The organism is Lysobacter sp. ESA13C, from assembly GCF_019970005.1.
Taxonomy (GTDB): Bacteria; Pseudomonadota; Gammaproteobacteria; order Xanthomonadales; family Xanthomonadaceae; genus Lysobacter; species Lysobacter antibioticus_B.
Genome location: NZ_JAHXYK010000004.1, coordinates 102,210 through 123,223 on the forward strand (window position 1 = coordinate 102,210; position 21,014 = coordinate 123,223).

A 21,014-nucleotide genomic window follows, 5' to 3' on the forward strand; every position below is an offset into this window, starting at 1 on the left:
CAGGGCCGCCCGGCGGGCATGGATCTGGCGCTTTTCGATTTCGACGGCACCATCACCTTCGACGAAACCTTTCCGGGCTTCGTGCGCGCCACGATCGACCGGCGTACCTTGGCCCTGGGCCAGGTGCTGCTGGCGCCGTACGTGGTCGGCTACAAGCTCGGCCTCGTGTCCGGGCTGACGGTGCGCAAGCGCATCGTGGCTTTCGGTTATCGCGGACGCCCCGAGCACGAGGTGCGCGCAGCCGGCGCGCGTCATGCGCGCGAGGTGGTCGCACGGCAGATCCGGCCGGAAGCGCTGGAGCGCATCCAATGGCATCGCCAGCGCGGCGATCGCGTGGTCGTGGTGACCGCTTCGCTGGATCTGTTCGTCGCCGCCTGGTGCGAGGACCAGGGCCTGGAGTTCATCTGTTCGTATCTGGAGTCGCACGACGGCGTGCTGACAGGGCGCTATCGCGACCGCGACTGCTGCGGACCGGAAAAACCGCGGCGTGTGCGCGAGCGGATCGATCTGGACGACTATGCGACGGTGTATGCCTATGGCGATACCGTCGAAGACCTGGATCTGCTCGATCTGGCGCACCGCAAGTATTACCGCTGGCAGGAAGTGGCCTGAGCCGCGAGGCGCGGCGATTCGGGTATTCGCGGTTCATCGCCAGAGACCGCTGAGGTCGGATCGCGACGGTGCGGATGCGGCTTGCATCGTATCCGCGGTTTCATGACCGCGACCCTTCCGACGCAGAGAAGGTTTCGTGACCTGCATCGCGCCACCATCATGACGATGCGCACGGCGCTTAACCGCGCCGTCATGCGTATAGCCATCGGCTATCGCTGCCATCGAATCAAACGATTTCATTCGTGCCTGCGCGAGGACTAGCCTCGAGCAGCGCACCGCGTCCGCGGTGCCCGACAGCGACGTCTTCGCCATCCAGGGAGAAAGACCATGAGGCAGCAGAAGTCTCCACGGCTTCGGCCACTGTGGCTGTTATGTCTAGGCGCACTCGGCGTGTCCGGCATCGCCTTGGCCGCCGATCCTCCGAGCAGCTACATGCCGGTGGTGATCAAGGAAACCTTCGCCGCGATCAAGTCGCGCATGGAGCGCGACAAGCCGGCGGTGATGCAACGCCATCGCAGCCTGCTCGAACAACGCTACGACCTGGGCAACAAACCGGTGCGCGGCGTGAGTATGTCGGGCGGCAAGCCGGTGCAGGGCGGGGTGCGCGCGCGGCTGCCGTCGGGGACGAGTTGGGAGGAGCTTGGCGCGATGAGCCCGGAACAGATCCGCGAGCGCGGCCTGTTTCCGGTCGGGTTCCTGCCCTTGCCGCATCCGAACCATCCCGAGGGCGGCATGCTGTTTCCGCAGTTTCACATCGATGCGGTCAAGCGCGCCGAGCAGCGCGACCTGACCCGCTTCGATCTGGATTTCGACTTGCCCGATCATTTTCTTCCGGACTTTCCCGCGCCGATTTATCTGACCACGCGGCCCGACCTGGGCGATGTGTCGAAGGGCCAATTGGTCACGATCAACAACTACTTCGAGCTGTTCAACGGTGTGTTGAACCCCAAGCAGTTGGAAGGCTTGCGCTTGCTGGTGACTCCGTTCGCGCAGCAGCAGTTCAACCAGACCGAGGACAGGCGTTCGGCCCTGCCGAGCCGCGGCGTCGCCTGCCTGGACTGCCACAGCAACGGGCATACGGTCGCGGCGACGCATCTGGTCGGCGATATTCGGCCACAGCCGTTCCGTCATCGCATCGACACCCCGACCTTGCGCGGCGTCAACATCCAGCGCCTGTTCGGTTCGCAGCGGGCCTTGAAGACGGTCGAGGATTTCACCGAGTTCGAGCAGCGCGCGGCCTATTTCGACGGCGACCCGGTGATCGCGACCAAGAAGGGCATCAACATCCTCGACCGCGGTCATCAGGTACACGCGATGGGCGAGTTCCAGGCGCTGCTGGATTTCCCGCCGGCGCCGAAGCTCGACGTGTTCGGGCGCCTCAAGGCCGATGCCGGCGAGGCCGAGAAGCGCGGCGAGGCCCTGTTCTTCGGCAAGGCGCAATGCTCGGCCTGTCACACGCCGCCGTATTACACCGACAACAGCATGCATAACCTGCAAGTCGAGCGCTTCTTCAAGCCGCACACGATCAACGGCCGCTATGCCAGCGCTGACGGACCGATCAAGACCTTTCCACTGCGCGGCATCAAGGACTCGCCGCCGTACCTGCACGACGGTCGTCTGTTGACCCTGGAGGACACGGTCGAGTTCTTCAACGTCGTATTGCAGACGCGTCTGGAGCAGCAGGAGAAGGAAGACCTGGTCGCGTTCCTGCGCGAGCTGTGATCGGGCGCAGAGCGTCGGCAGCCCGGCCGGAGGCGGATGATAGGGGTCGCCGACGCAGGCTGCGACGCTCTGCACAGACAACAAACGCAGGCCCGGCGGGCCTGTGAAGGACGACGCGCGGCGCGATGCCGCCGCGCGTCGCCGGCAGGCCGTGCTGATACGGCCGCTTCAACGCCCACCATTTCAACGCCCGCCGCTTCAGCGCCTGTAGCGGTTGGCGCTGCCGTCCGGGCGCAGGGTTTCCAGTGCGGCCACGCGACCGTCGCCGTTGCGCTCGAAGCGCACCCGCACGCTCGGGTCGTCGACGAGGTAGAACAGGTCGCGTTCCAGCGCGGCCAGGGGCTGCTGCGGGCGTTTGCCGTTGCGCAGATACAGACGGCCGGCGTCTTCTTCGATGCGCATGCGATCGTATTGGCCGGTGTACTCGGCGTGGGCCGGCGCCGGCACGGATGCGGACTCGGCGCGCACCGCGTCGAGCGCCCAGCGCGCATCGATCGCATCGCCGCCGCTCAGGCCTTTCTTCAGCAGGCTGTCCAGGGCGAGCGCTTGCGCCGTGCGCAAGGCCTCGCGTTGCGGCACGGCGACGTCGGGGGCGATGCCGCTGCCCTCCCAGTTGCGATGGGTGATCGGGCTGGTCGGTGTGCCGGTCGCGACGAAGACGCTGAAGCCGTTGCCGGCGTCGATCTCGGCGCCGGGATTGGCGGCGCCGGCGCTGGTCTCGCCGATCACCACCGCGCGGCCGACGTTCTTGAGCGTATAGACCAGGGCCTCGGCGGCCGAGGCGGTGCGCGGGCTGGTCAGCAGATACAGCGGCACGTCCAGGCGCGGGTTCGGGTACCAGTCCACAGGCGCTTCGGAGGTGCTGCCGAGGCTGTCGCCGTCGCGCCAGTGGAAGCTGCTGTAGATGTCGGCGCCTTTCGGGGTGAACGCGCTGACCAGATAGCCGACCGAGACCGGCGAGCCGCCGCCGTTGTCGCGCAGGTCGATGATCAGCGCATCGGTGGAGGCCAGCAGTTGCAGCGCCGATTCGAGGGCGACGCGCGCCGGTGCGCGTGGCTCGCCGAAGCGGAAGTCGGCGAACTCTTTCAGATCCAGATAGCCGAGATTGCCGGGCAGGACCTCGACCCGATGCACGCCGTAGTTGCGGCGACGCGCGTAATCGACGGGCTGGGCCACGTTCGGGCCGGGCCGCCCGCGCACGCGGGGTCCCGCACCCGGGCCGGCACCGACACCCGCAGGGGCGAGTCGCGGCCCGGCGTCGGCACCTTGCGTCGGCCCACGTGGATCGGCAGCGCGTTGTTCGGGCGCGAGCCAATTGACCCGGAAATGGCCATCGTGGGACTTGATGCGTTCGGTCAAGGCGGTGGCGAGGTCGCGCGGGTCGGTGTAGCGGTCGAATTCGCCTTCGGCCGCGGCCTTGCGCAGGCTCTCGCCGATCTTCGCCGCGCGATCGACGTCGTAGTAATGATCCTGGATGCGGCGGGCGACGTCGGCGACGCTGTCGCGCGGCGTCGCGGCGGCGGCATGGACGGTGCCGGGCAGGCACAGCAACAACAGCGGTGCGAGCAGGGAATGGATCAGACGCTGGGCGGTGCGCATGAGGGTCTCCGGGGAAGGCCGCCGCAACGGAACGATTCCGCCGCGGCGGTCGGCGAGGGGCCATGTCTTCCGTGGATGCCCTCGGGCGCCGATGCGTCGCAACCCGTGCCAACAGGCTGTCTGTTGGCGCCGGATACGGCCTTCGGTATCCGCAGCCGGCGCGACCGTTGCTTTCGGCACTCGCGCACAGTTTTCGTGTCCGCCAGGATCGCTCGATGCCGATCCGATCTCTCTACTTCGTCCATGCTTCCGGGCCCGAAGCCGCATGATGTCGCAGCTCTCGCAGCCCTGGTTGTTGTTCGCCGCGGTCCTCAATGGGCTGGCGGCGTTGGCCCATGTCGCGGTGATCTTCGGCGGCGCCGCCTGGTATCGCTTCTTCGGCGCCGGCGAAGGCATGGCGCGCATGGACGAAGCCGGGCGCCTGTATCCGGCCGCGCTCACCGCCTGCATCGCCCTCATGCTGGCGATCTGGGGCGGCTATGCCTTGTCGGGCTCGGGCCTGATCGCGCCGTGGCCCTGGGCCAAACCGGCACTGTGCGCGATTACCGCGGTGTATCTGCTGCGCGGGCTCGTGGTCGTGCCGATGGCGGTGGCTTCGGTGCCGCAGCCGGCGACCCCGTTCTGGTATTGGAGCTCGGCGATCTGCTTCGCCATCGGCCTGGTCCATCTGTTCGGATTGATCGGCGCCTGGCGCAACCTGTAGGCCGCGCCTTCGGCCGATCTCTGCGCTGCCGCACAGGTCCGGCCCGGGTTTGCGTTTAGGCTGGACGCCGATACGGCAGGCGAGGGCTGAATACGATGAATCGGACGATCAGTCGGAGGACGGTTCCGAGCATTCGACCATCGATGAAACAGCGGTTGCTGGGCTGGGGATTGGCGGCGATGGCGCTCGCGTCGAGCGCGACCGCCATGGCCGCGGCCTCGACAGCGGCACCGGACACGTCGGGCCATCGCATCGATTACAGCCAGGTCTGGCCCGACTATCGCCAGCGCCAGGCGCGTGTGCCGCTGCGTTACGAAAGCCTCGGCAGCACGCCGCTGGAGGGCGTGGAGAAACGCAGTTATCGCCTGGCTTCGCAGCATTGGCCCGAGAACGGCGGCGCCATCCCGCCCGAATGGACGCATCGGGTCGACATCTACATTCCCGATGTGGCCCGGCCGAAGTCGGCTTTGCTGGTGATCAACAACGGCAGCAACCGCGCCAGCGGCAACGACCCGGTGCGGCCGCCGAGCGATTTCGACGAGACCCTGGCGCTCGAAGTCGCCCGCAGCACCCACACCATCGTGGTTTCGGTGTCGGACGTGCCGAACCAATATCTGACCCTGCCCGGCGAGACGGTCGCGAAGAAAGAGGACGTGCTGGTCGCCGCGACCTGGCGCCGTTTCCTCGACGACCCCGCGGCGAATACGACCCTGCCGCTGCACGTGCCGATGGCCGAAAGCGCGGTCAAGGCGATGGACCTGGCCGAGCGCGAACTGCGCGGCTGGCGGGTGCGTTCGTTCGTCGTCACCGGTGCGTCCAAGCGCGCCTGGACCGCGTGGCTGACCGCGATCGGCGACCCGCGCGTGGAGGCGATCGTCTCCTACGTCATCGACATGCGCATCCAGGCCCTGATCGAACACATCAACCGCAGCTACGGCGGCGGTTGGCCGATCGCCTTGCAGCCCTACCACCAGGAAGGCATCACCACGCGCTACCGGCAGCCCGAGTTCGACGACCTGATGAAGATCGAAGACCCTTACGCCTACCTGCGCACGCGCCACCGTCAGCGTCTGCGCATTCCGAAGTACCTGGTCAGCGCCAGCGGCGACGATTTCTTCCCGCCCGATGCGCAGCGGCTCTATGTCGACGATCTGCCCGGCGCGACCAGCCTGCGCGCGGCGCCGAACTCCGATCACGGCGGGGTGCGCCGGCATATGCGCGAGACCCTGATCCCGGCCTTGCAACGCTGGGGGCGCAACGAATCCTTGCCGAGCGTGCGCGCGCGGCTCAACCAGCGTGGCGGCCAGCTGCGACTGAGCGCGCGCGCCTCGGAGCGGCCGGTCAGCGCCAAGCTGTGGGTCGCCGACAATCCGGGCGGGCGCGATTTTCGCTATGCCTGCGGCATCCGTTACCGCGAATCGCCGTTGCCGCTGACCCGCAACAGCGTCGAGGCCGCGTTGACGCTGCCCGCCACGGGCTGGTCGGCGGCCTTCGTCGAATTCGCCTTCGCCGACGGCTTCGTCGCCACCACGCCGGTGCATGTGTATCCGGAAAAGACCTTTCCGCAGCAACCGCCGCCGAACGGCAACGGCGCTTGCCTGATGGTGCCTCAATAGCGCGTGCCGCGGTAAACAGAGCCACGGCGATGCGCCTGGCGCGCATCGCCTTGTGCACAGGCAGACCGAAAACGCGCCCACGGACGACCTTGTCCGAAACCAGCGAGTAATCGCCCGGCACGCAGCCTAGCGTCGCGCCGAGGGTGCTTGCTGGATGGCGATCCGTTGCCGAACCCTCCCGACGCGGCCCGCTATCGCGGGTGACCGCCGGGAGCGCTTGCGCCTTCGCCAAGGCAATCGCCCGAGGCCTGCGCGCGCGTCCGCACTCCATCGCATCCGCTCGCGCAGACACCGTCGCCGTATCCACCTCAGCCGAGGGATCGTCCCATGCGCCAGACCCGTATCTCCGTCCTGTTTTCCGTCCTGCTCGCCTGCAGCGTTTCGGCGCAGGCCGGCAGCCCTGCCGTCGACAACGGCAGCCACCACGCCAACCAGCGCGTGTTGTATCCACGCGATTCGCGACCCTTCGGCAAGAGCATGTCGACCTGGGGCGAAACCGCTTCGCAATGGGTGTACGCGCAACCCTTGGAGCGCAGCCCGCTGTACGACCCGACCGGCGCCAACTGCGCGGTCGACCAGCACGGGCCGGTCTGGTACATCGCCCGCATCGCCGGGCCGCCGGTGTTCAGCGGCACGCGCCACTGCACGATCCCGCGCGGCAAGTCGATCCTGCTCTACATCGGCGCGGTGGTGAACACCTATCCCTGTCCCGACCCCAACTTCGAGCCGGCGCCGGGCCAATCCCTGTACGACTTCCTGCGCCAGGATGCGGCCGCGGCGATGGACACGGTGAACCTGCTCGAAGTGAGCCTGGACGGGCGCCCGATCCGCGATGTGTTCGGTTATCGCTACGCGTCCGACAACCTGTTCTCGATCAAGGGCGATCCGAGCCTGCGCCCGCGCATGGACGGCTGCATCACCGGCGCCTGGCAGCCGGCGGTGGTCGACGGTTTCTTCATGATGTTCAAGCCGCTCGCACCGGGTTCGCATACGTTGGTCGTGCACGGCACCAATACGATCGGCCACGACAAGACTTTCACCTATTACCTCACCGCGGAATGATCGGATAGGCGGAACCCGGCCTTTCGGCCCGTGCCGGCGGTCGTGACACGCGCAAGCCGCGCGCTTCACGACCGCCGGCTTCACGCCCGTCAGTCTCCGGCGTTCTGTGTCCCGATGTCGCCCTGCGGGGTAGGCTGTGGCCATCGGATTACGGAGGCGGGGACATGGAAGGCAAGATCCTGAGCAAGGGGGCATGGTTGCTGGCGTTGGCTTTGTCGGCCTGCGTCGGCCCGGACGACGAGAACGCGAAGTCGCCGGTCGCCGCCGCACCGCCATCGCCGCCCGCGACCGTGCCCGCGGCGGCCGCGGCGTTCGATTTCGCCGCCTGGGTCGCCGCCAATGCGGCTTGCCAGGGCGAGTACTTCGCCGATGTGCAGGACGCTGCATTCGCGCAGACCCTGCGCCAAGCCGGCGTGGCGATCGACCCGGACAGCAATCTCGGCGACGTCGGCCCCGGCTGGGGCACGCTCACCCCCAGCCGTCCCACGCGTCTGCACGGTTTCCCGGTGCGCCGCGTCGATTACGACTTCGGCAGCGGTTCGACCTTCGCCGTGGTCGTCGAGGCGAGCGCGGAACAAGCGCGCGCGGCGATCGGCGCGCAGCCGGTGCCCGAGGCCTATCGCGAGTACTTCAAGCTCGGGGTGCCGACCGCGAAGCCGAGCGAGGACGTGCCGATGCCGGATCTGCGCTTCGTGCGTGCCGGCGAGCAGGCGGGCACGCAGGAGATCGGCTGCGCCGCCTTCGACGGCTGACGCGCGCGTCACCTCCGCCACCGCGAAACGTCCGGCCGCGCATGCGGCGGCCGGACGCGGCATCGATCGAGACGCGGTGCCGATCAACAGGTGAGGTTGTTGCCCGGCGGCACGCCGAGGATCGCGGCGAAATTGCGGTAGTAGGTGCCGCGGTTGAGCATCTGCTGGTGGCCCAGGCCGCTGGCGTTGCATTCGATGCCGCCGTTGATCGCACGGATGGTTTCGCCGAACGCGCGCAGGTTCACCATCGCTTGGTGCGGCGTATTGCTGGCGCCGCCGCGTTGGGTCATCCAGTACCACAGCGCGGTCTGCCAGGCGATCGCGGCGTTGGTCGCGACCAGGTCGGGGTTGTTGAGCAGGTCTAGGCCGAGCGCGTTGCCGGCGGCGGCGTAGTTGTAGTTCCAGCTGAGCTGGATCGGCCCGCGCCCGTAGTACTGCTTGTTGCCGCAGGTGCCGGCCGGTGCGCAGTAATGGTTCCAGTTGGCCTGGTTTAGCTCGCGGATATGCACCAGCCCGCCGGTTTCCTGGTTGACGTTGGCGAGGAAGGCCGCCGCTTCCTGGCGGGCGATGGTGTCGCCGCCTTCGTGGGCGAAGTTCGGATACGACTTGATCGCCGCGACCAGGCCGGCGTAGGTATAGAACGGGTTGCGGTTCGGGAACATCTGGTTGAACTGCGCCTGGGTGACGATGAAGCCGCCGCCGCCCGGCGGGGTGGTGTTGTCGCAACTGGTCGGCTGCCAGTACCAGGTGCTGATGGTCGGGTCGGTGCCGTCGCTGCCGTTGCTGCCGACGTTGACCAGCTTGTAGTACTGGCCGTTGGGCAGGTATTTCACGATGGTGCCGAGTGTGTAGTTGATGCCGCGGCTCCAGTCGACATAGCTGCAGGTCGCGCTGGGCCCGGCCTGCGTCGTCGTGTTCGGTGCAGCGGACAGGTCTTCGCGCGGTGCCTGCGGTGCGGCGAAAGCGCCGTGGGCGCAGAGCAGGCCGGCGACGGCCCAGGCGGTGCGGCGGCGCTTGCCGTAGGGGGCGGTCTGGTTGGGTGCGTTCATTACGTATCCTCGGTTGTGGACGCTCGGTCCCCCCGGGGTACGCATGCGGTCGATCCGGATGCGAGGCGTTGCATGCGGCTTGCTTATGCTTATGGGCCTTGCCTGCGCTCAGGCACCGTCGCTGCGACCGGTGCGATAGCCGGCCGTTCCCAGGATCGGCATGCGTCCATTCAGGCCGCATGCGGGTGGCGACGGTCGCGAACGACCTGCAAACGACTGTAGCGGCGCGGTCGCCGGCGAATCCGGGACGCGGTCGCGAAACGCGTCCCGGCCCGGCCCGCGCTTGCATCGAAGCGGCCGAGGCGCGACCGCGGTCGCATTTGCGTTGCGATGCGGCAACCGTTCCGGGCCGTCGCGGGGTATAAAGCGGTCGGGGCGGCCAAGGCCCGGCCGATCGATACGGGCCGTCCTCATTGCACGAGGTGATGCGATGAAACGTGGCGCAAATGCAGTTGGCGCAGTTCTCTGCGGCTTGATGTTGTCCGTGGCGCTGTGCGCCTGCAGCGGCCAGGCCGAGCGCGAGGTGGCGCAGAAACCGGCGCGCGCCGGCGTGCCGATCGACCGCAGCGAAACCGCCGAGCGCCTGGCGAAGATGCGCGGTCAGGCGATCGCCGGCGACCAGGTCGCCTTGCACCAGAACGTCGAAGCGCTCGACCGCGACCTGCGTCGCGCGATCCGCCTGGTCGACCCGGCCCGCCGTATCGACCGCGAGAATGCGCGCATCGCCGCCAAGAGCGTGGCCGGCGTGCGTTCGGCGGTATGGGTGGACGGCGAAAACCTGTTGGCCATCGTCGACCGCAACGGCCAGCGCAGCTACGGCACCATCGATGCGATCTGCAACCGGCTCGAACCGATGGGCGACACGCTCGGGGTGGTGATCAATCTGCAGAGCGGCGCGGCGCAGACCGGCGACGAGCTCGAGATCCTCAGCCGCAACTGCCAGCTCAAGCCCGGCGAACGCGCGGTGGCGCAGGCGCACCGCCAGATCGACGTGCTGCCGCCGGACGTGCGGGCCCAGCATCGCGCCAATGCCGACGCGGCGCTGAGCGGCCCGGACCGCAGCGGCGAGCGCGAGGAAAGCGAACGCATCATCGAGGCCAGCACGCCGGAGCTGTAGCGCCATCCGGGATGTGCGAAAGAATGTGCCAGAGGACGAGGCCGCCGGTCACGGCGGTCCGGTGAGGCATTGTGCGTGTGCGCGGCGCGGGTTTGACCGACAATGGCCGCCCCACATCCAGGAGGTGATGCATGATCCAGCGATTCGACGTCGGCGCGCGTTTGTCGGAAATGGCGATCCACAACGGCGTGGCCTACCTGGCCGGCCAGGTGCCCGACAGCGAGGACCTCGACATCGCCGGCCAGACCCGCGAAACCCTGGCCTCGATCGATGCCTTGCTCGCGCGCGCCGGCACCGACAAGACCCGCATCCTGATGGCGCAGATCTTCCTGGCCGACATGGAGGACTTCGCCGGCATGAACGCGGTGTGGGACCGCTGGGTCGCGGCCGGGCATACGCCGCCGCGCGCGACCGTGCAGGCACCGCTGGCCAATCCGAAATTCCGCGTCGAGATCGTGGTGACGGCCGCGCTGTAAGCGGCCGTTGTCCCGCGACCGTCGCCGCAGTGCGGTGCGGTCGCTCCGGCGGGTCCACTGGAACCCACTCAGGCCGCTTCGGCCTGCTCGCGCTGGCGCGCCGCTTCCATGAAGGCCATCAACAAGGGGCGCCCCGGCAACAGTTCGGGAAAGCGCTGGTCGTGGAACTCCGGGTGCCACTGCACGCCGACCACGAAGCCGGCGCCGGCGCTGCGGATGCATTCGGGAATGCCGTCCTCCGACCAGGCTTCCACTTCCAGGCCCTCGCCGAGGCTCTTGATGCCCTGGTGATGGATCGAATTGACCTGTGCCTGCGCTTGCGGGTACAGCTCGGCGAACCAGCCGCCCTCGCGGATCCGCAACGGGTGCGCGTGTTCGTCGTAGCGCGCCGGAATGTAGTGCTGATTGCGGGTGGCGCCGCCGTCGACCAGGTCCTGGTAGAGATTGCCGCCGTGGGCGACGTTGATCAGCTGCATGCCGCGGCAGATGCCGAGCACCGGTTTGCCGGCCTCGATGAAGGCGCGCAGCAGGTTCAACTCGAAGCGGTCGCGTTCCGGGTCGGTAGTCATCAGCATTTCGCTGGGGCGCTCGCCGTAGGCCTGCGGGTCGATGTCGGCGCCGCCCTGCAGGATCAGGCCGTCGAGCGAGCGCGCGTAATCGCGCACCGACAAATCGGTGGCCTGCACTTCGCCCAGGGCGTCGACGGTCGGGATCATCACCACCAGCGCGCCGCTCGACATGACCCAGTGCGCCATCGATTGTTCGAGGTATTGCAGGGTTTTGTTGCGGAAGCCGTACGCCGGCGGCAGGTTGCGCATCAGGCGCGGCGACAGGCCGATCAGCAGTTTGCGGGCGGGCGCGGGCAGGGCGGGGTCTCGGTCGTTCGCGGACATGATCGCGGGCCTCAGGCAGCGGGTACGGTGGTGTGCAGCAGCCAATCGACCACCGACTTCAGCGCCGCCGCGCGGGTCGCGCCGCCGTCGCGTTGTTGGCGGTACAGGGCCAGTTGCGCATGCGCGCTGGTGCCGCGCGCCAGGATGTCGTCGATCGAGGCCAGGGCCTGGGTGCAGTCCAGCGCTTGCGCATCCTCGCGGCAGAGTGCGCGCAGTCGTTGCAACTGGTCCAGCGCCGGCTCGGTGTTGCCGCGTTCGTCGATGAACTCGGCTTGCAGGCCGAAGCGTTTGGCGCGCCAGCGGTTTTCGTCGATGATCCGGCGTACGGTGGCGTTGCACGGCGGCGCCTCGGCCGGATGCATGACCAGATGACGCATCAGGCAGCGATACAGCGACGCGATCGCCAGGCTGTCGTCCAGGTGCGTGCAGGCATCGGCGATGCGCAACTCGACGGTCGGGAAATTCGGCGAGGGCCGGATCGCCCACCACAGCGAACTCGCGTCGGCGATCGCGCCGGCGCGCACCAGCACCGCGGCGAAGGCGTCGTAGTCGGCTTCGCTCTCGAAGAAGTCCGGAATGCCGGTGCGCGGCCATTCGTCGTACATGGCCTGGCGGTAACTCATCAGGCCGGTGCGCAGGCGGTCCCAGAACGGCGACGAGGTCGACAGCGCCAGCAGCAACGGCAGCCACGGCATCGCCCGGTTCATGACCCGAACGCGGTCGACGTCGTCGGGCAGTTGCACGTGCACGTGCAGACCGCAGACCAGGCTGCGCCGCGCGACGACCTGGAAATCCTCGACCAGGCGCCGGTAGCGCGGCTTGTCGGTTTCGCTCTGTTCGCGCCACAGGCCCAGCGGATGGGTGCCGGCGGCGAGCAGGGCCAGGCCATGTTCGTGGGCGAGCGCGGACAGGCCGCGGCGCAGGCCACCGAGTTGGCGCCGGGCCTGGCCGACGTCGCACAGGATCGGCGAGGCGATTTCGATCTGCGCCTGTAGCAGTTCGCTCTCGATGGCATCGCCGAACTCGGCGCGGGCCCGCTTCCACAAACGCGACGGCACCTGCGAGGCCAACAGCCGGGATTCCGGGCGGACCAGGAAAAATTCTTCCTCGATGCCGAAACTGTAATCGCACTGCGCGCTCATCGCGGATCGTTCCGCGACTGCGACGGGGTCGATGTCGTCATGGCCCCAAGGTAACGCCCCGGATGTAAGCGCGAGTTGAAGAGAGGCGGCCGGCGCCCGCGGCCGCCTCTGCTCGGGACTCTGTTCGAGGGCTTACTTCAAGGGCAGGCAGATCGCGGTCTTCCATTCGGCCGGCGGCAAGCTCGAGGGGTCGTTGAGGTATTCCTCGTACACCGGCGCGTCGCCGGCTTCCTCGAAGCTCGCCGGCAACCATTGGCAGAACAGCCAGTCGTAGGCGCGGTGCAGTTCGTTGTAGGGGCCGGTGTGCACGACCACGGCATGACGGCCGCCGGCGATTTCGACCCAGCGCATGCCCTCGCCGAGTTCGGTGCCGCCGGGCACCGTCAGGCAGGCGTCCGAGCGCAGTTGGTCCTGCGGCGTATCGGCCGGGCTGTCGTAGTAGATGCCGAGGCAACGCGTGTCCTGGCGCATCAGCCCGCGCGGGCCGGCCCAGGCGTACAAGGCGTGGAAGGTGTTGCCGATGGCTTGGTAATCGCCGGCGTGCGGCAGGGCGACGGTGCGGATCGGGGCGAGGGTGGTGATTTCGGCGCTGTACATCAGGCTCTCCAGGGTCGGGTCGAAGGCTGCGCGCGATAACGCGGGCAGGGCGGCACGACGCTTGCGGAACGCGGCCGGCGCACAGGCGTAGGTGGCGCCGAATGCGCGGGTGAACGCGGCCACGCTGCCGTAACCGGCGCGGCCGGCGATCTGGCCGATGCTGTGTTCGGTGGTCAGCAGATCGTTGGCTGCGCGATGCAGGCGCAGCCGGCGCTGGGTGCTGGCGATGGTCTCGCCCATCAGGCCGTGGTAGACCCGATGGAAATGGAACGGCGAGAAATGCCCGGCTTCGGCGAGTTGGGCCAGCGTCAGCGGCTGGTCGAGCCGGCTCGACATGAAGGCGACGACCTTCTCGATGCGAGCGCTGTAGTGGTCGAAGGTGCTGCTGCGGTTCAAGCGGGGCTCCGGTGGCGTCGTGCCGGGCCAGTCTGGGCCGGCGGACTTGATCCAGGTTGCGGATTTGCGGGAAGCGCCCCGGCCGGGGCGGGAGACGGCGATCGTCCGCGATGCCTGGTCGTCGCGTCGTGGCGGCAGCGAAGTTTCCGCCATCGAGCACGCAGCCTGGCTCCGGCGAAGGCGGTGCTTCAGACGAAACCGGCGCGTTCGCTGTCGCTCAAGGCCGGCGCCACGGCGCGAGCGGAGGCCGAGGATTCCACCGCCGCTTCCAGCACCGCCATCACCGCGATCGCCTGCGCCGGCGTCACCGGATTCTCGCCGTGGCCGAGCAGCGCATCGCGCACCGCCATGTAGTAACGACGTTGGTCGCCGGCCGGTGTAGGCAAACGGCGGACGCCGTCGCCCTCGTGCAGGATCAGTTCGTCGTCGTCGCGGCCCCAGTCGGGCGCACCCGGGCGCATGCCCGACAACAGCTGCGCTTCCTGGCGGTCGGCCAGAGTCTTGACCACGCTGCCGCCGGTGCCGTGCACCAGGAAACGCGGGCTGCCGCCGGCGGCGAGCATGCTGCCGTGCAGGATCACGCGGCGCGTGCCGTATTCGAGCACCGCATGGGCCCAGTCGCTGACCTGCGCGCCGGGACGCTGGGTCGCGAGGCTGGCGATCACCTGCTCGGGCAAGCCGAACAGGTGCAGGGCCTGGTCGACCAAGTGCGGGCCCAGGTCCCACCACAGCCCGCTGCCGGGGCCGGCCTGTTCGCGCCAACGTTCGCGTACCTGCGGCCGATAGCGGTCGATATGCGACTCGAAATGCGCGACCTCGCCCAGCAGTCCGTCGTCGATGACCTGCCTGATGCCGAGGTAATCGCTGTCCCAGCGGCGGTTCTGGAACACCGACAGCAGGCGTCCGTGCTGGGCGGCCAACGCGGCCAGCCCGCGCGCTTGCGCGAGGTCGAGGGTGAAGGGCTTGTCGACCACCACGTGCTTGCCGGCGGCGAGCGCGGCGCGCGCGAGCGGTGCGTGGCTGTCGTTCGGCGTGGCGATGACCACCAGATCGGCGCGCGCATCGGTCGCGGCAGCAAAGGGATCGGCGAGCACCGCGACCTCGGGGTGATCGGCCTGGACCTTGCCGGCATCGCGCGAGCCGACCACGCTCAGGCGCAGGCCCGGCGTCGCCGCGATCAGCGGCGCATGGAAGGTCTGGCCGGCGAAGCCGTAGCCGATCAGGGCGACGTGGATGGAGGGTGCGCTCATTGCCGGGACTCGTGCGGGGGATGCGGACACCTTGCCGGATCGGCGCGTGTGCGGCCACTGGGGGTTCGGGTCAGTCGGGTTGCAGGCTTTGCCAGAACGGCGCCGCCGCTCGCGGCGGCCGGATATCGGCGCGATCGGACGCAGGACGGTCGCGGCTCGACCAAAGGAAATCCCTGCGGGACGCCGCTCCAAGCCTGATATTGCGTGGCGGCCTCGCCTGCGAGGGCCCGGATCGGGTAACAATTCACCGGTCCCCAGGTTGGAAAACGCAATGAGCGCAGCCGCACCGGCGTCCGCCAATTCCCCGTCCCGCGTGCTGTTCGCCAGCCTGATCGGTACCACCATCGAGTTCTTCGACTTCTACATCTACGCCACTGCGGCGGTGTTGGTGTTCCCGAAGCTGTTCTTCCCCTCGGCCGATCCGGCTTCGGCGACCTTGCAGTCGCTGGCGACCTTCGCCCTGGCGTTCTTCGCCCGCCCGGTCGGCTCGGCGGTGTTCGGCCACTTCGGCGACCGCGTCGGGCGCAAGGCGACCTTGGTCGCGGCGCTGCTGACCATGGGCTTGTCGACGGTGGCGATCGGCCTGTTGCCGACCCATCAAAGCATCGGCATCGCCGCGCCGATCCTGTTGGCGCTGTGCCGCTTCGGCCAGGGCCTGGGGCTCGGCGGCGAGTGGGGCGGCGCGGTGCTGCTGGCGACCGAGAACGCGCCGCCCGGCAAACGCGCCTGGTACGGCATGTTCCCGCAGCTCGGTGCGCCGATCGGCTTCTTCCTGTCGACCGGTATCTTCCTGTTGCTGACCGACACCATGGGCGACGAGGCCTTCTTCGCCTGGGGCTGGCGGGTGCCGTTCCTGGCCAGTGCGGTGCTGGTGTTCGTCGGCCTGTGGGTGCGGCTACGGATCAGCGAAACCCCGGCGTTCCAGCGCGCGATCGATCATCACGAACGCGTGCGCCTGCCGATGCTCGAGGTGCTGGTCAAGCATCCCGGCGCCCTGGTCGCCGGCACCTTCGCCGCGCTCGCGACCTTCGTGTTGTTCTATCTGATGACGGTGTTCGCGTTGAGCTGGGGCACCTCGCAACTGGGCTATTCGCGCGAGCAGTTCCTGCAACTGCAACTCGGCGGCGTGTTGTGTTTCGCCGCGACCATCCCGTTGTCGGCGATGTTCGCCGACCGCCGCGGCCGGCGCCTGGCGATGATCCTGTCGACCCTGGCGATCCTGTTGTTCGGGATTTTCTTCGCGCCCTTGTTCGCGACCGGCAGCGCCTGGGGCACCTTGCTGTTCCTCGGTCTGGGCCTGGGCATCATGGGCCTGACCTACGGCCCGCTCGGCACCATCCTCGCCGAGATGTTCCCGACCCCGGTGCGCTACACCGGCGCTTCGCTGGCGTTCAACCTGGCCGGCATCTTCGGCGCGTCGCTGGCGCCCTACATCGCGACCTGGCTCGCCGGCCGCTACGGCCTGGCCTATGTCGGCTATTACCTGGCGGCCGCGGCGGCGCTGACCCTGATCGCCTTGCTGGCGGTGCGCGAGGATCGCAGCGCGGTTTGATTCGCGGTCGATGATCGACGCCCTGCGGCGCTAGTGCGTGCTGCCAGGCGGGTCCTTACGCTTGCGCGTCTTCGCGATGGTATCGACAGCGCGCGGCGGTCCCAGATAGCCGAACACCGCGTGCAGCACGCGCCGTTGCAGCGGCGCGGCTTCGGTCTCGCCGCGTTCGCCGGCGGCATCGACCAGGCTGCGCACGATGGCGATGGTGTCCAGGGCGAGGATCTCCGCGGCGGTGGCGCCATCGCCGACGACGACGGGCGCGTCGGGCCGCTGCAGCAGGGCCAGCACGCAGCTTTGCGCGGCACGGTCGACCTGCAGGTCGCGGTCGCGCAGCGGCAGGCGCCGTTCCTCGAAATCCAGCAGCCGCGCCAGGGCCGGTCGATGTAGTTGATGGGCGATCGCCGCGCGCACCAGGGCGACGACGCCGTCGGCATAGCTCGCCTGTTCCGGCACCGCGGCGAGGTCGGCGAGCAGGGTGGCGGTCTCGCGATCGATCAGCGCCGCGGTCAGCGCGTCCTTGTTGGGGAAGTATTGGTACAGCGAGCCGACGCTGACGCCGGCGCGCTCGGCGACGGCGTTGGTGTTGTACGCCGGCAGGCCGCCGCGTTCGAGAATGCGAGCCGCCGCTTCCAGGATCGCCGCGACGGTTTCGGCGGCGCGGCTTTGGCTGGGTTTTTTACGCGGTTTCAGGTTGGTTTTGCGGCGCGGCGAGGGCATGGCGAATGCGAGTAGTGAATGTGAGCAATCGCTCATATTGTGTTCTCACTTTCCCCGCAACGCCAACGAGAACCTCATGAGCGAGCAACAAGAGACCTTCCCCCTGACCGTGTTCATGCTGGTCAAGACCCAGCCGGAGTGGCTCGGTTTCGACATCGACACCCGCTTCCGCCTGCTCGACGAGCACGTCGCGCCGATCCTGCGCAAGCACCGCGACGAAGTGAGCCTGCGCTTCTACGACATCGAGTTCTACAACGCCCGGGTCACCGATCTCTGGCAGTGGCAGGCGCGCAGCCACCATGCCTACGAACTGGTGGTCGAGGCATTGCGCGAAACGCCGTTCTGGGACCGCTATTTCGCGATCGTCGAGATTCTGCCGGGCGTGGAGAACGCCTATGCCAGCAATTACGGCCGCGCGCCGCTCGCCGCCTGAGCGTCGGCGCCGTCGGACGCCGCGGCGCCGGCCTCGCGCCGGGTCGCGGCTTCCAGCTCGAGCTGGGTCAGGTACAGGCGCAGGTCGAACTCGTGTTGGTGATAGTCCGGGTTCATGTGCGCGCACAACTGATAGAACGGCTTGTCGTGGTCGCGGTGCTTGAGATGAGCCAGCTCGTGCACCGCGATCATTTCCAGGAACTCGGCCGGCGCATCGCGGAACAGGGTGGCGATGCGGATCTCGCGCGCGGCCTTGAGCCGGCCGCCCTGGACGCGCGAGATCGCCGTGTGCGTACCCAGCGCATGCCGGACCACATGCAGCTTGTTGTCGTAGATCACCTTGTTGAGCGGGTCGCTCTTGCGCATGTAGCGGTCTTTGATCTGAACCACGTACTCGAACAAGGCCTTGTCGTCGCGCACCTGGTGGCGGCTGCTGTAGCGGTTGCGCAGCACTTCGCCCAGGCGCCCGCTGTCGATCAGCGCGCGCACCTGGTTCAGCACGCGCTCGTTGTAGCCGCGCAGGTAGCGAAGGTCGTCCATGCGCGAACGATACGGCAAACCCGTCCCGGGCCGCGAGACCGGGGTCGAGGCCGCTTCGGCGCCGGGGCTGAATTGGGACTCAGGGCCGGTATTCGACCCTCAGCTTCGCGCTCGCGCCGCGGTCGATCCACAGGTAGTGGGTAGCGCCCGGCGCCTGCTCGAAACGCAGGCGCAACTGGGTGCGGCCGCCGCGGTTGAGCGCATTCAGGCCGGCCGCGCTGAATGCGGTGCTGGTCTGGCGGCCGCCGCTGAAGCGCGCGAGTTCCGCCACCGCCGTTGCATCGGCGGCGGCCGAATAGTCGCCGGCTTCGACGGTGCAGGCGCCGAAGCAGCCGCTGCGCGCATCGACCAACAGGCGATTGCCGGCCGGCTGGCTCCAGGGATCGCCGTAGGCGCTGCGATAGGCGACGCTGAGCGAGGCCGCGACCACGGTCGCGCCATCGGGCAGGGCCGAGGTATCGAACGAGAGCAGGCTGCGGTTGTATTTGCCGTCGCTGCCGCGGCCGATCGCCAGGCCATAGCTCGCTTCGAGCGTGCCGACCGCGGCCGCGCCGGCGTCGGCATTGGCCTTGACGTAGCCGTCGTTGGCGTCTTCGTTGTCGAATTCCATCACCAGGGGCGGTCCGCTGGTACCGCCGCTGACCTCGACTTGGACTGCGAGCGAGACGGCGGTGTTGCCGGTCACGTCCTCGGCGCGCGCCTGCAGATGGTGGATACCGTTGCTGACGGTGCTGCTGTCCCAGCTCGCCGCATAGGGCGCTTCGCCATCGCTGGCGAGCAGCGCGCCGTCGATGAGGAAATCCACGCGCTCCACGCCGACGTCGTCGCTGGCGTTCGCGCCGAGGGCGACCACGCCGCTGACCGAGGCGCCGTTGGCCGGCGAGGTCAGCGCGACCTGCGGCGGATTCGCGTCCAGATCGTCCAGCCCCCAGAAGCGGCCGATGTAGTAGCTCGAACACAGGTTGACATCGAGCACGTAGGCGCCGGCCGTGCCGCACTGGCTTTCGCCGCTGCCGGGGTCGACCGGCGTGCCGTGGCCCATGCCGGTGATCGAGTAGGTTTCCACGCGCGGCTGCCCGGCGGAATCGCGATAGACCTTATGCGGATAGCCGGCGACGCTGTCTTCGACGTCGGCGACCGCGTCGATGCCATGTACGTTGGTCCATTGCTGCAGACTTTCGGCTTGATTGGCCGGACGCACGACGTAGTCGGCGTCGCCGTGCCAGATCGAGACGATCGGCCAGGGGCCGGCGTGGCTGCTCGCGGCGCGCACCTTGTCGCCCCATTGCGCCGGCGTCAGGTCGGTGCCGGGCGACATGCACGAGAACGCCGCGCTGGAGCCCAGCGCGCAGCGGTAGGGAATGCCGGCGACGATGGCGCCGCCGGCGAACACTTCGGGATAGGTCGCCAACATCACCGCGGTCATGGCGCCGCCCGAGGACAGGCCGGTGATATAGACGCGGTCGGCGGCGCCGGCATGATCGCTGCGCATGCGCTCGATCATCTGCCGGATCGACAAGGCCTCGCCCTGGCCGCGCGCGCTGTCGCCGCTCTCGAACCAATTGAAGCAGGCGTTGGCGTTGTTGGCGCTTTGCTGCTGCGGCAGCAGCAAGGCGAAATGCCAGCGCTGGGCGAGCAACTCCCAGCCGGTTTCGGCGTCGTAACTCGCCGCGCTCTGGGCGCAGCCGTGCAGGGCCACGACCAGGGGCGCATCGGCCGGCAATCCGGGCGGCACGTATTTGTACATGCGCAGATTGCCCGGGTTGCTGCCGAAGCCGGTGACTTCGATCAAGGCCAGCGCCGGCGTCGCCGCGCACATCGCGGCGAGAGCGAGGGCGCAGCCGGCGATGCGTGCGGCCGGGCGATGCGGACGCAGACTCGCGGAGCGGCGGTGCGAAGCGGACATGCGATCGACTCCCAGGCCGGCAGCGAGTCCGGCGTGGCCGCAGTGGGCCACCGCGGGCCCGCGCGCGCCATCGTCCGATAGGGCACATTGCGTTGCAGCACGGGGCCGCGCCGCTGCGTCGCGGGCTGGGCGATACTGCCGCGGGCCGCGATCGCGCGGCCGCAGATGCCGATCCGGAGCGGTCCACATGCACTACCTGTCTCAAGACCTGGCCTGGGTGATCGACGGCTTGCCGCCGTTGGCCCTGGCCAAGCCGCATTTCCTCGCCGCCATGCTGGCCGCGGGCGAAGAACATGCGCTGGTGCTGGCCGAATACCCGCAGGCGCGGCATGAAGATCTGGAGGCGTATTACCTCAGCCTGCGCGGTATCGGCGCTCTCGACGAAGATCTGCTTCACGACCTGCTGTTCGCGCATTCCTTCCGCGAGCTGGCCTGCGGCGCCTGGCTGGCGGCCTTGGCGCCGCAACCGTCGTATCGCCGGTACCTGCTCGACGCGCGCGATCGCGCGCCGCATCAGCAATACCTGATCGATCTGGCCCTGGCCATGCTCGACGGCGAAGGTCGCGACCGCGGCGAATGGCCTTGCGATGCGCAGACCTTCGCCGACACGCAGCGTATCCGCGCCGCGCTGGATGCCTTGCCGAGACCCGCGGTGCCGCTGCGTCGCGCACCTGCGCCGTCGCTACAGCAGCGTCTGCAGGAAGAGGACCAACGCATCCGCGAGCTCTACCGTCGCGAAGGCAGCGCCGCGGCGCTGGCGGCGATGAGCGGCAGCGCTACGGCGTTCTATCGCATGGACTATCCGGCCTGGCATCGCCTCGGCTGTCCCGGCCTGGAGGAGTTCCTGGCCGGGCACGGCGGCCGCGACGCTTGAATTCGCC

General features: G+C 68.5%; 19 protein-coding genes and 1 pseudogene. 11 read left to right on the forward strand and 9 right to left on the reverse strand.

The window, feature by feature from the left end; translation table 11 throughout:
* The first annotated feature begins 18 nt into the window (after window positions 1-18).
* Both LC490_RS09430 and LC490_RS09435 read left to right on the forward strand, forming a co-directional pair.
* Window positions 19-612 carry an HAD family hydrolase gene (locus LC490_RS09430; protein ID WP_223620040.1) on the forward strand — a complete coding sequence of 198 codons (594 nt, stop codon included), beginning with the start codon at window positions 19-21 and terminating at the stop codon, window positions 610-612.
* Between the two features lie 327 nt (window positions 613-939).
* Entirely contained in the window at window positions 940-2,334 is a 1,395-nt protein-coding gene (locus LC490_RS09435) for a cytochrome b6 (protein WP_031369997.1), read from the forward strand.
* Window positions 2,335-2,532: 198 nt separating this feature from the next.
* On the opposite strand, the gene LC490_RS09440 is transcribed toward LC490_RS09435, so the two are convergent.
* Window positions 2,533-3,933 carry a S41 family peptidase gene (locus tag LC490_RS09440; RefSeq protein WP_051884236.1) on the reverse strand — a complete coding sequence of 467 codons (1,401 nt, stop codon included), beginning with the start codon at window positions 3,931-3,933 and terminating at the stop codon, window positions 2,533-2,535.
* 268 nt (window positions 3,934-4,201) lie between these two features.
* Between LC490_RS09440 and LC490_RS09445 the strand changes: the two genes are divergently transcribed.
* The 4 genes from LC490_RS09445 (at window position 4,202) to LC490_RS09460 (ending at window position 8,066) form a co-directional block, all read left to right on the forward strand.
* Window positions 4,202-4,636 carry a hypothetical protein gene (locus LC490_RS09445; RefSeq protein ID WP_031369995.1) on the forward strand — a complete coding sequence of 145 codons (435 nt, stop codon included), beginning with the start codon at window positions 4,202-4,204 and terminating at the stop codon, window positions 4,634-4,636.
* Between the two features lie 143 nt (window positions 4,637-4,779).
* The gene (locus LC490_RS09450; RefSeq protein ID WP_051884235.1) at window positions 4,780-6,252 is read left to right on the forward strand and encodes a PhoPQ-activated protein PqaA family protein; all 1,473 of its coding nucleotides are present in this window, start codon (window positions 4,780-4,782) and stop codon (window positions 6,250-6,252) included.
* A gap of 327 nt (window positions 6,253-6,579) precedes the next feature.
* Entirely contained in the window at window positions 6,580-7,314 is a 735-nt protein-coding gene (locus tag LC490_RS09455; protein WP_223620041.1) for a hypothetical protein, read from the forward strand.
* A 164-nt stretch (window positions 7,315-7,478) separates the two neighbouring features.
* Window positions 7,479-8,066 (forward strand): hypothetical protein, encoded by a 588-nt coding sequence (locus tag LC490_RS09460; RefSeq protein ID WP_031369992.1) that lies wholly within the window; start codon window positions 7,479-7,481, stop codon window positions 8,064-8,066.
* 83 nt (window positions 8,067-8,149) lie between these two features.
* Here LC490_RS09460 and LC490_RS09465 read toward each other — a convergent pair whose 3' ends face one another.
* Window positions 8,150-9,115 (reverse strand): chitinase, encoded by a 966-nt coding sequence (locus LC490_RS09465; RefSeq protein WP_036147687.1) that lies wholly within the window; start codon window positions 9,113-9,115, stop codon window positions 8,150-8,152.
* A 430-nt stretch (window positions 9,116-9,545) separates the two neighbouring features.
* On the opposite strand from LC490_RS09465, the gene LC490_RS09470 reads away from it, so the two are divergent.
* Complete coding sequence (locus LC490_RS09470; RefSeq protein WP_223620042.1) at window positions 9,546-10,232, forward strand: hypothetical protein; 687 nt, start codon at window positions 9,546-9,548, stop codon at window positions 10,230-10,232.
* Between the two features lie 131 nt (window positions 10,233-10,363).
* Entirely contained in the window at window positions 10,364-10,708 is a 345-nt protein-coding gene (locus LC490_RS09475) for a RidA family protein (RefSeq protein ID WP_057918314.1), read from the forward strand.
* Between the two features lie 68 nt (window positions 10,709-10,776).
* Here the strand turns inward: LC490_RS09475 and LC490_RS09480 are convergent, their stop codons facing one another.
* The 4 genes from LC490_RS09480 to LC490_RS09495 all read right to left on the reverse strand — a co-directional run bounded on the left by LC490_RS09480 (window position 10,777) and on the right by LC490_RS09495 (window position 14,986).
* Window positions 10,777-11,601: a gamma-glutamyl-gamma-aminobutyrate hydrolase family protein gene (locus LC490_RS09480; RefSeq protein ID WP_223620043.1), complete on the reverse strand. Its 825-nt coding sequence runs from the start codon at window positions 11,599-11,601 to the stop codon at window positions 10,777-10,779.
* Between the two features lie 11 nt (window positions 11,602-11,612).
* Window positions 11,613-12,743 carry a carboxylate-amine ligase gene (locus LC490_RS09485; RefSeq protein ID WP_223620044.1) on the reverse strand — a complete coding sequence of 377 codons (1,131 nt, stop codon included), beginning with the start codon at window positions 12,741-12,743 and terminating at the stop codon, window positions 11,613-11,615.
* A gap of 132 nt (window positions 12,744-12,875) precedes the next feature.
* Window positions 12,876-13,736, reverse strand: coding sequence for an AraC family transcriptional regulator (locus LC490_RS09490; RefSeq protein WP_031369986.1), 861 nt, complete (start codon window positions 13,734-13,736; stop codon window positions 12,876-12,878).
* A gap of 188 nt (window positions 13,737-13,924) precedes the next feature.
* A complete protein-coding gene (locus LC490_RS09495) occupies window positions 13,925-14,986 on the reverse strand; it encodes an oxidoreductase (protein ID WP_223620045.1) in 1,062 nt (353 codons plus the stop codon).
* Between the two features lie 271 nt (window positions 14,987-15,257).
* On the opposite strand from LC490_RS09495, the gene LC490_RS09500 reads away from it, so the two are divergent.
* The gene (locus LC490_RS09500; RefSeq protein ID WP_031369984.1) at window positions 15,258-16,538 is read left to right on the forward strand and encodes an MFS transporter; all 1,281 of its coding nucleotides are present in this window, start codon (window positions 15,258-15,260) and stop codon (window positions 16,536-16,538) included.
* Between the two features lie 30 nt (window positions 16,539-16,568).
* On the opposite strand, the gene LC490_RS09505 is transcribed toward LC490_RS09500, so the two are convergent.
* Window positions 16,569-17,255: a TetR/AcrR family transcriptional regulator gene (locus LC490_RS09505; RefSeq protein ID WP_051884232.1), complete on the reverse strand. Its 687-nt coding sequence runs from the start codon at window positions 17,253-17,255 to the stop codon at window positions 16,569-16,571.
* Between the two features lie 76 nt (window positions 17,256-17,331).
* Between LC490_RS09505 and LC490_RS09510 the strand changes: the two genes are divergently transcribed.
* Entirely contained in the window at window positions 17,332-17,688 is a 357-nt protein-coding gene (locus LC490_RS09510) for a darcynin family protein (RefSeq protein WP_223620046.1), read from the forward strand.
* 47 nt (window positions 17,689-17,735) lie between these two features.
* Here the strand turns inward: LC490_RS09510 and LC490_RS09515 are convergent.
* Window positions 17,736-18,227, reverse strand: a pseudogene (locus LC490_RS09515) (YgjP-like metallopeptidase domain-containing protein); the annotation flags it as partial.
* Between the two features lie 79 nt (window positions 18,228-18,306).
* The gene (locus LC490_RS09520; protein ID WP_223620047.1) at window positions 18,307-20,133 is read right to left on the reverse strand and encodes a PHB depolymerase family esterase; all 1,827 of its coding nucleotides are present in this window, start codon (window positions 20,131-20,133) and stop codon (window positions 18,307-18,309) included.
* A 187-nt stretch (window positions 20,134-20,320) separates the two neighbouring features.
* Between LC490_RS09520 and LC490_RS09525 the strand changes: the two genes are divergently transcribed.
* Window positions 20,321-21,007, forward strand: coding sequence for a hypothetical protein (locus tag LC490_RS09525; RefSeq protein WP_223620048.1), 687 nt, complete (start codon window positions 20,321-20,323; stop codon window positions 21,005-21,007).
* Window positions 21,008-21,014 lie beyond the last annotated feature (7 nt).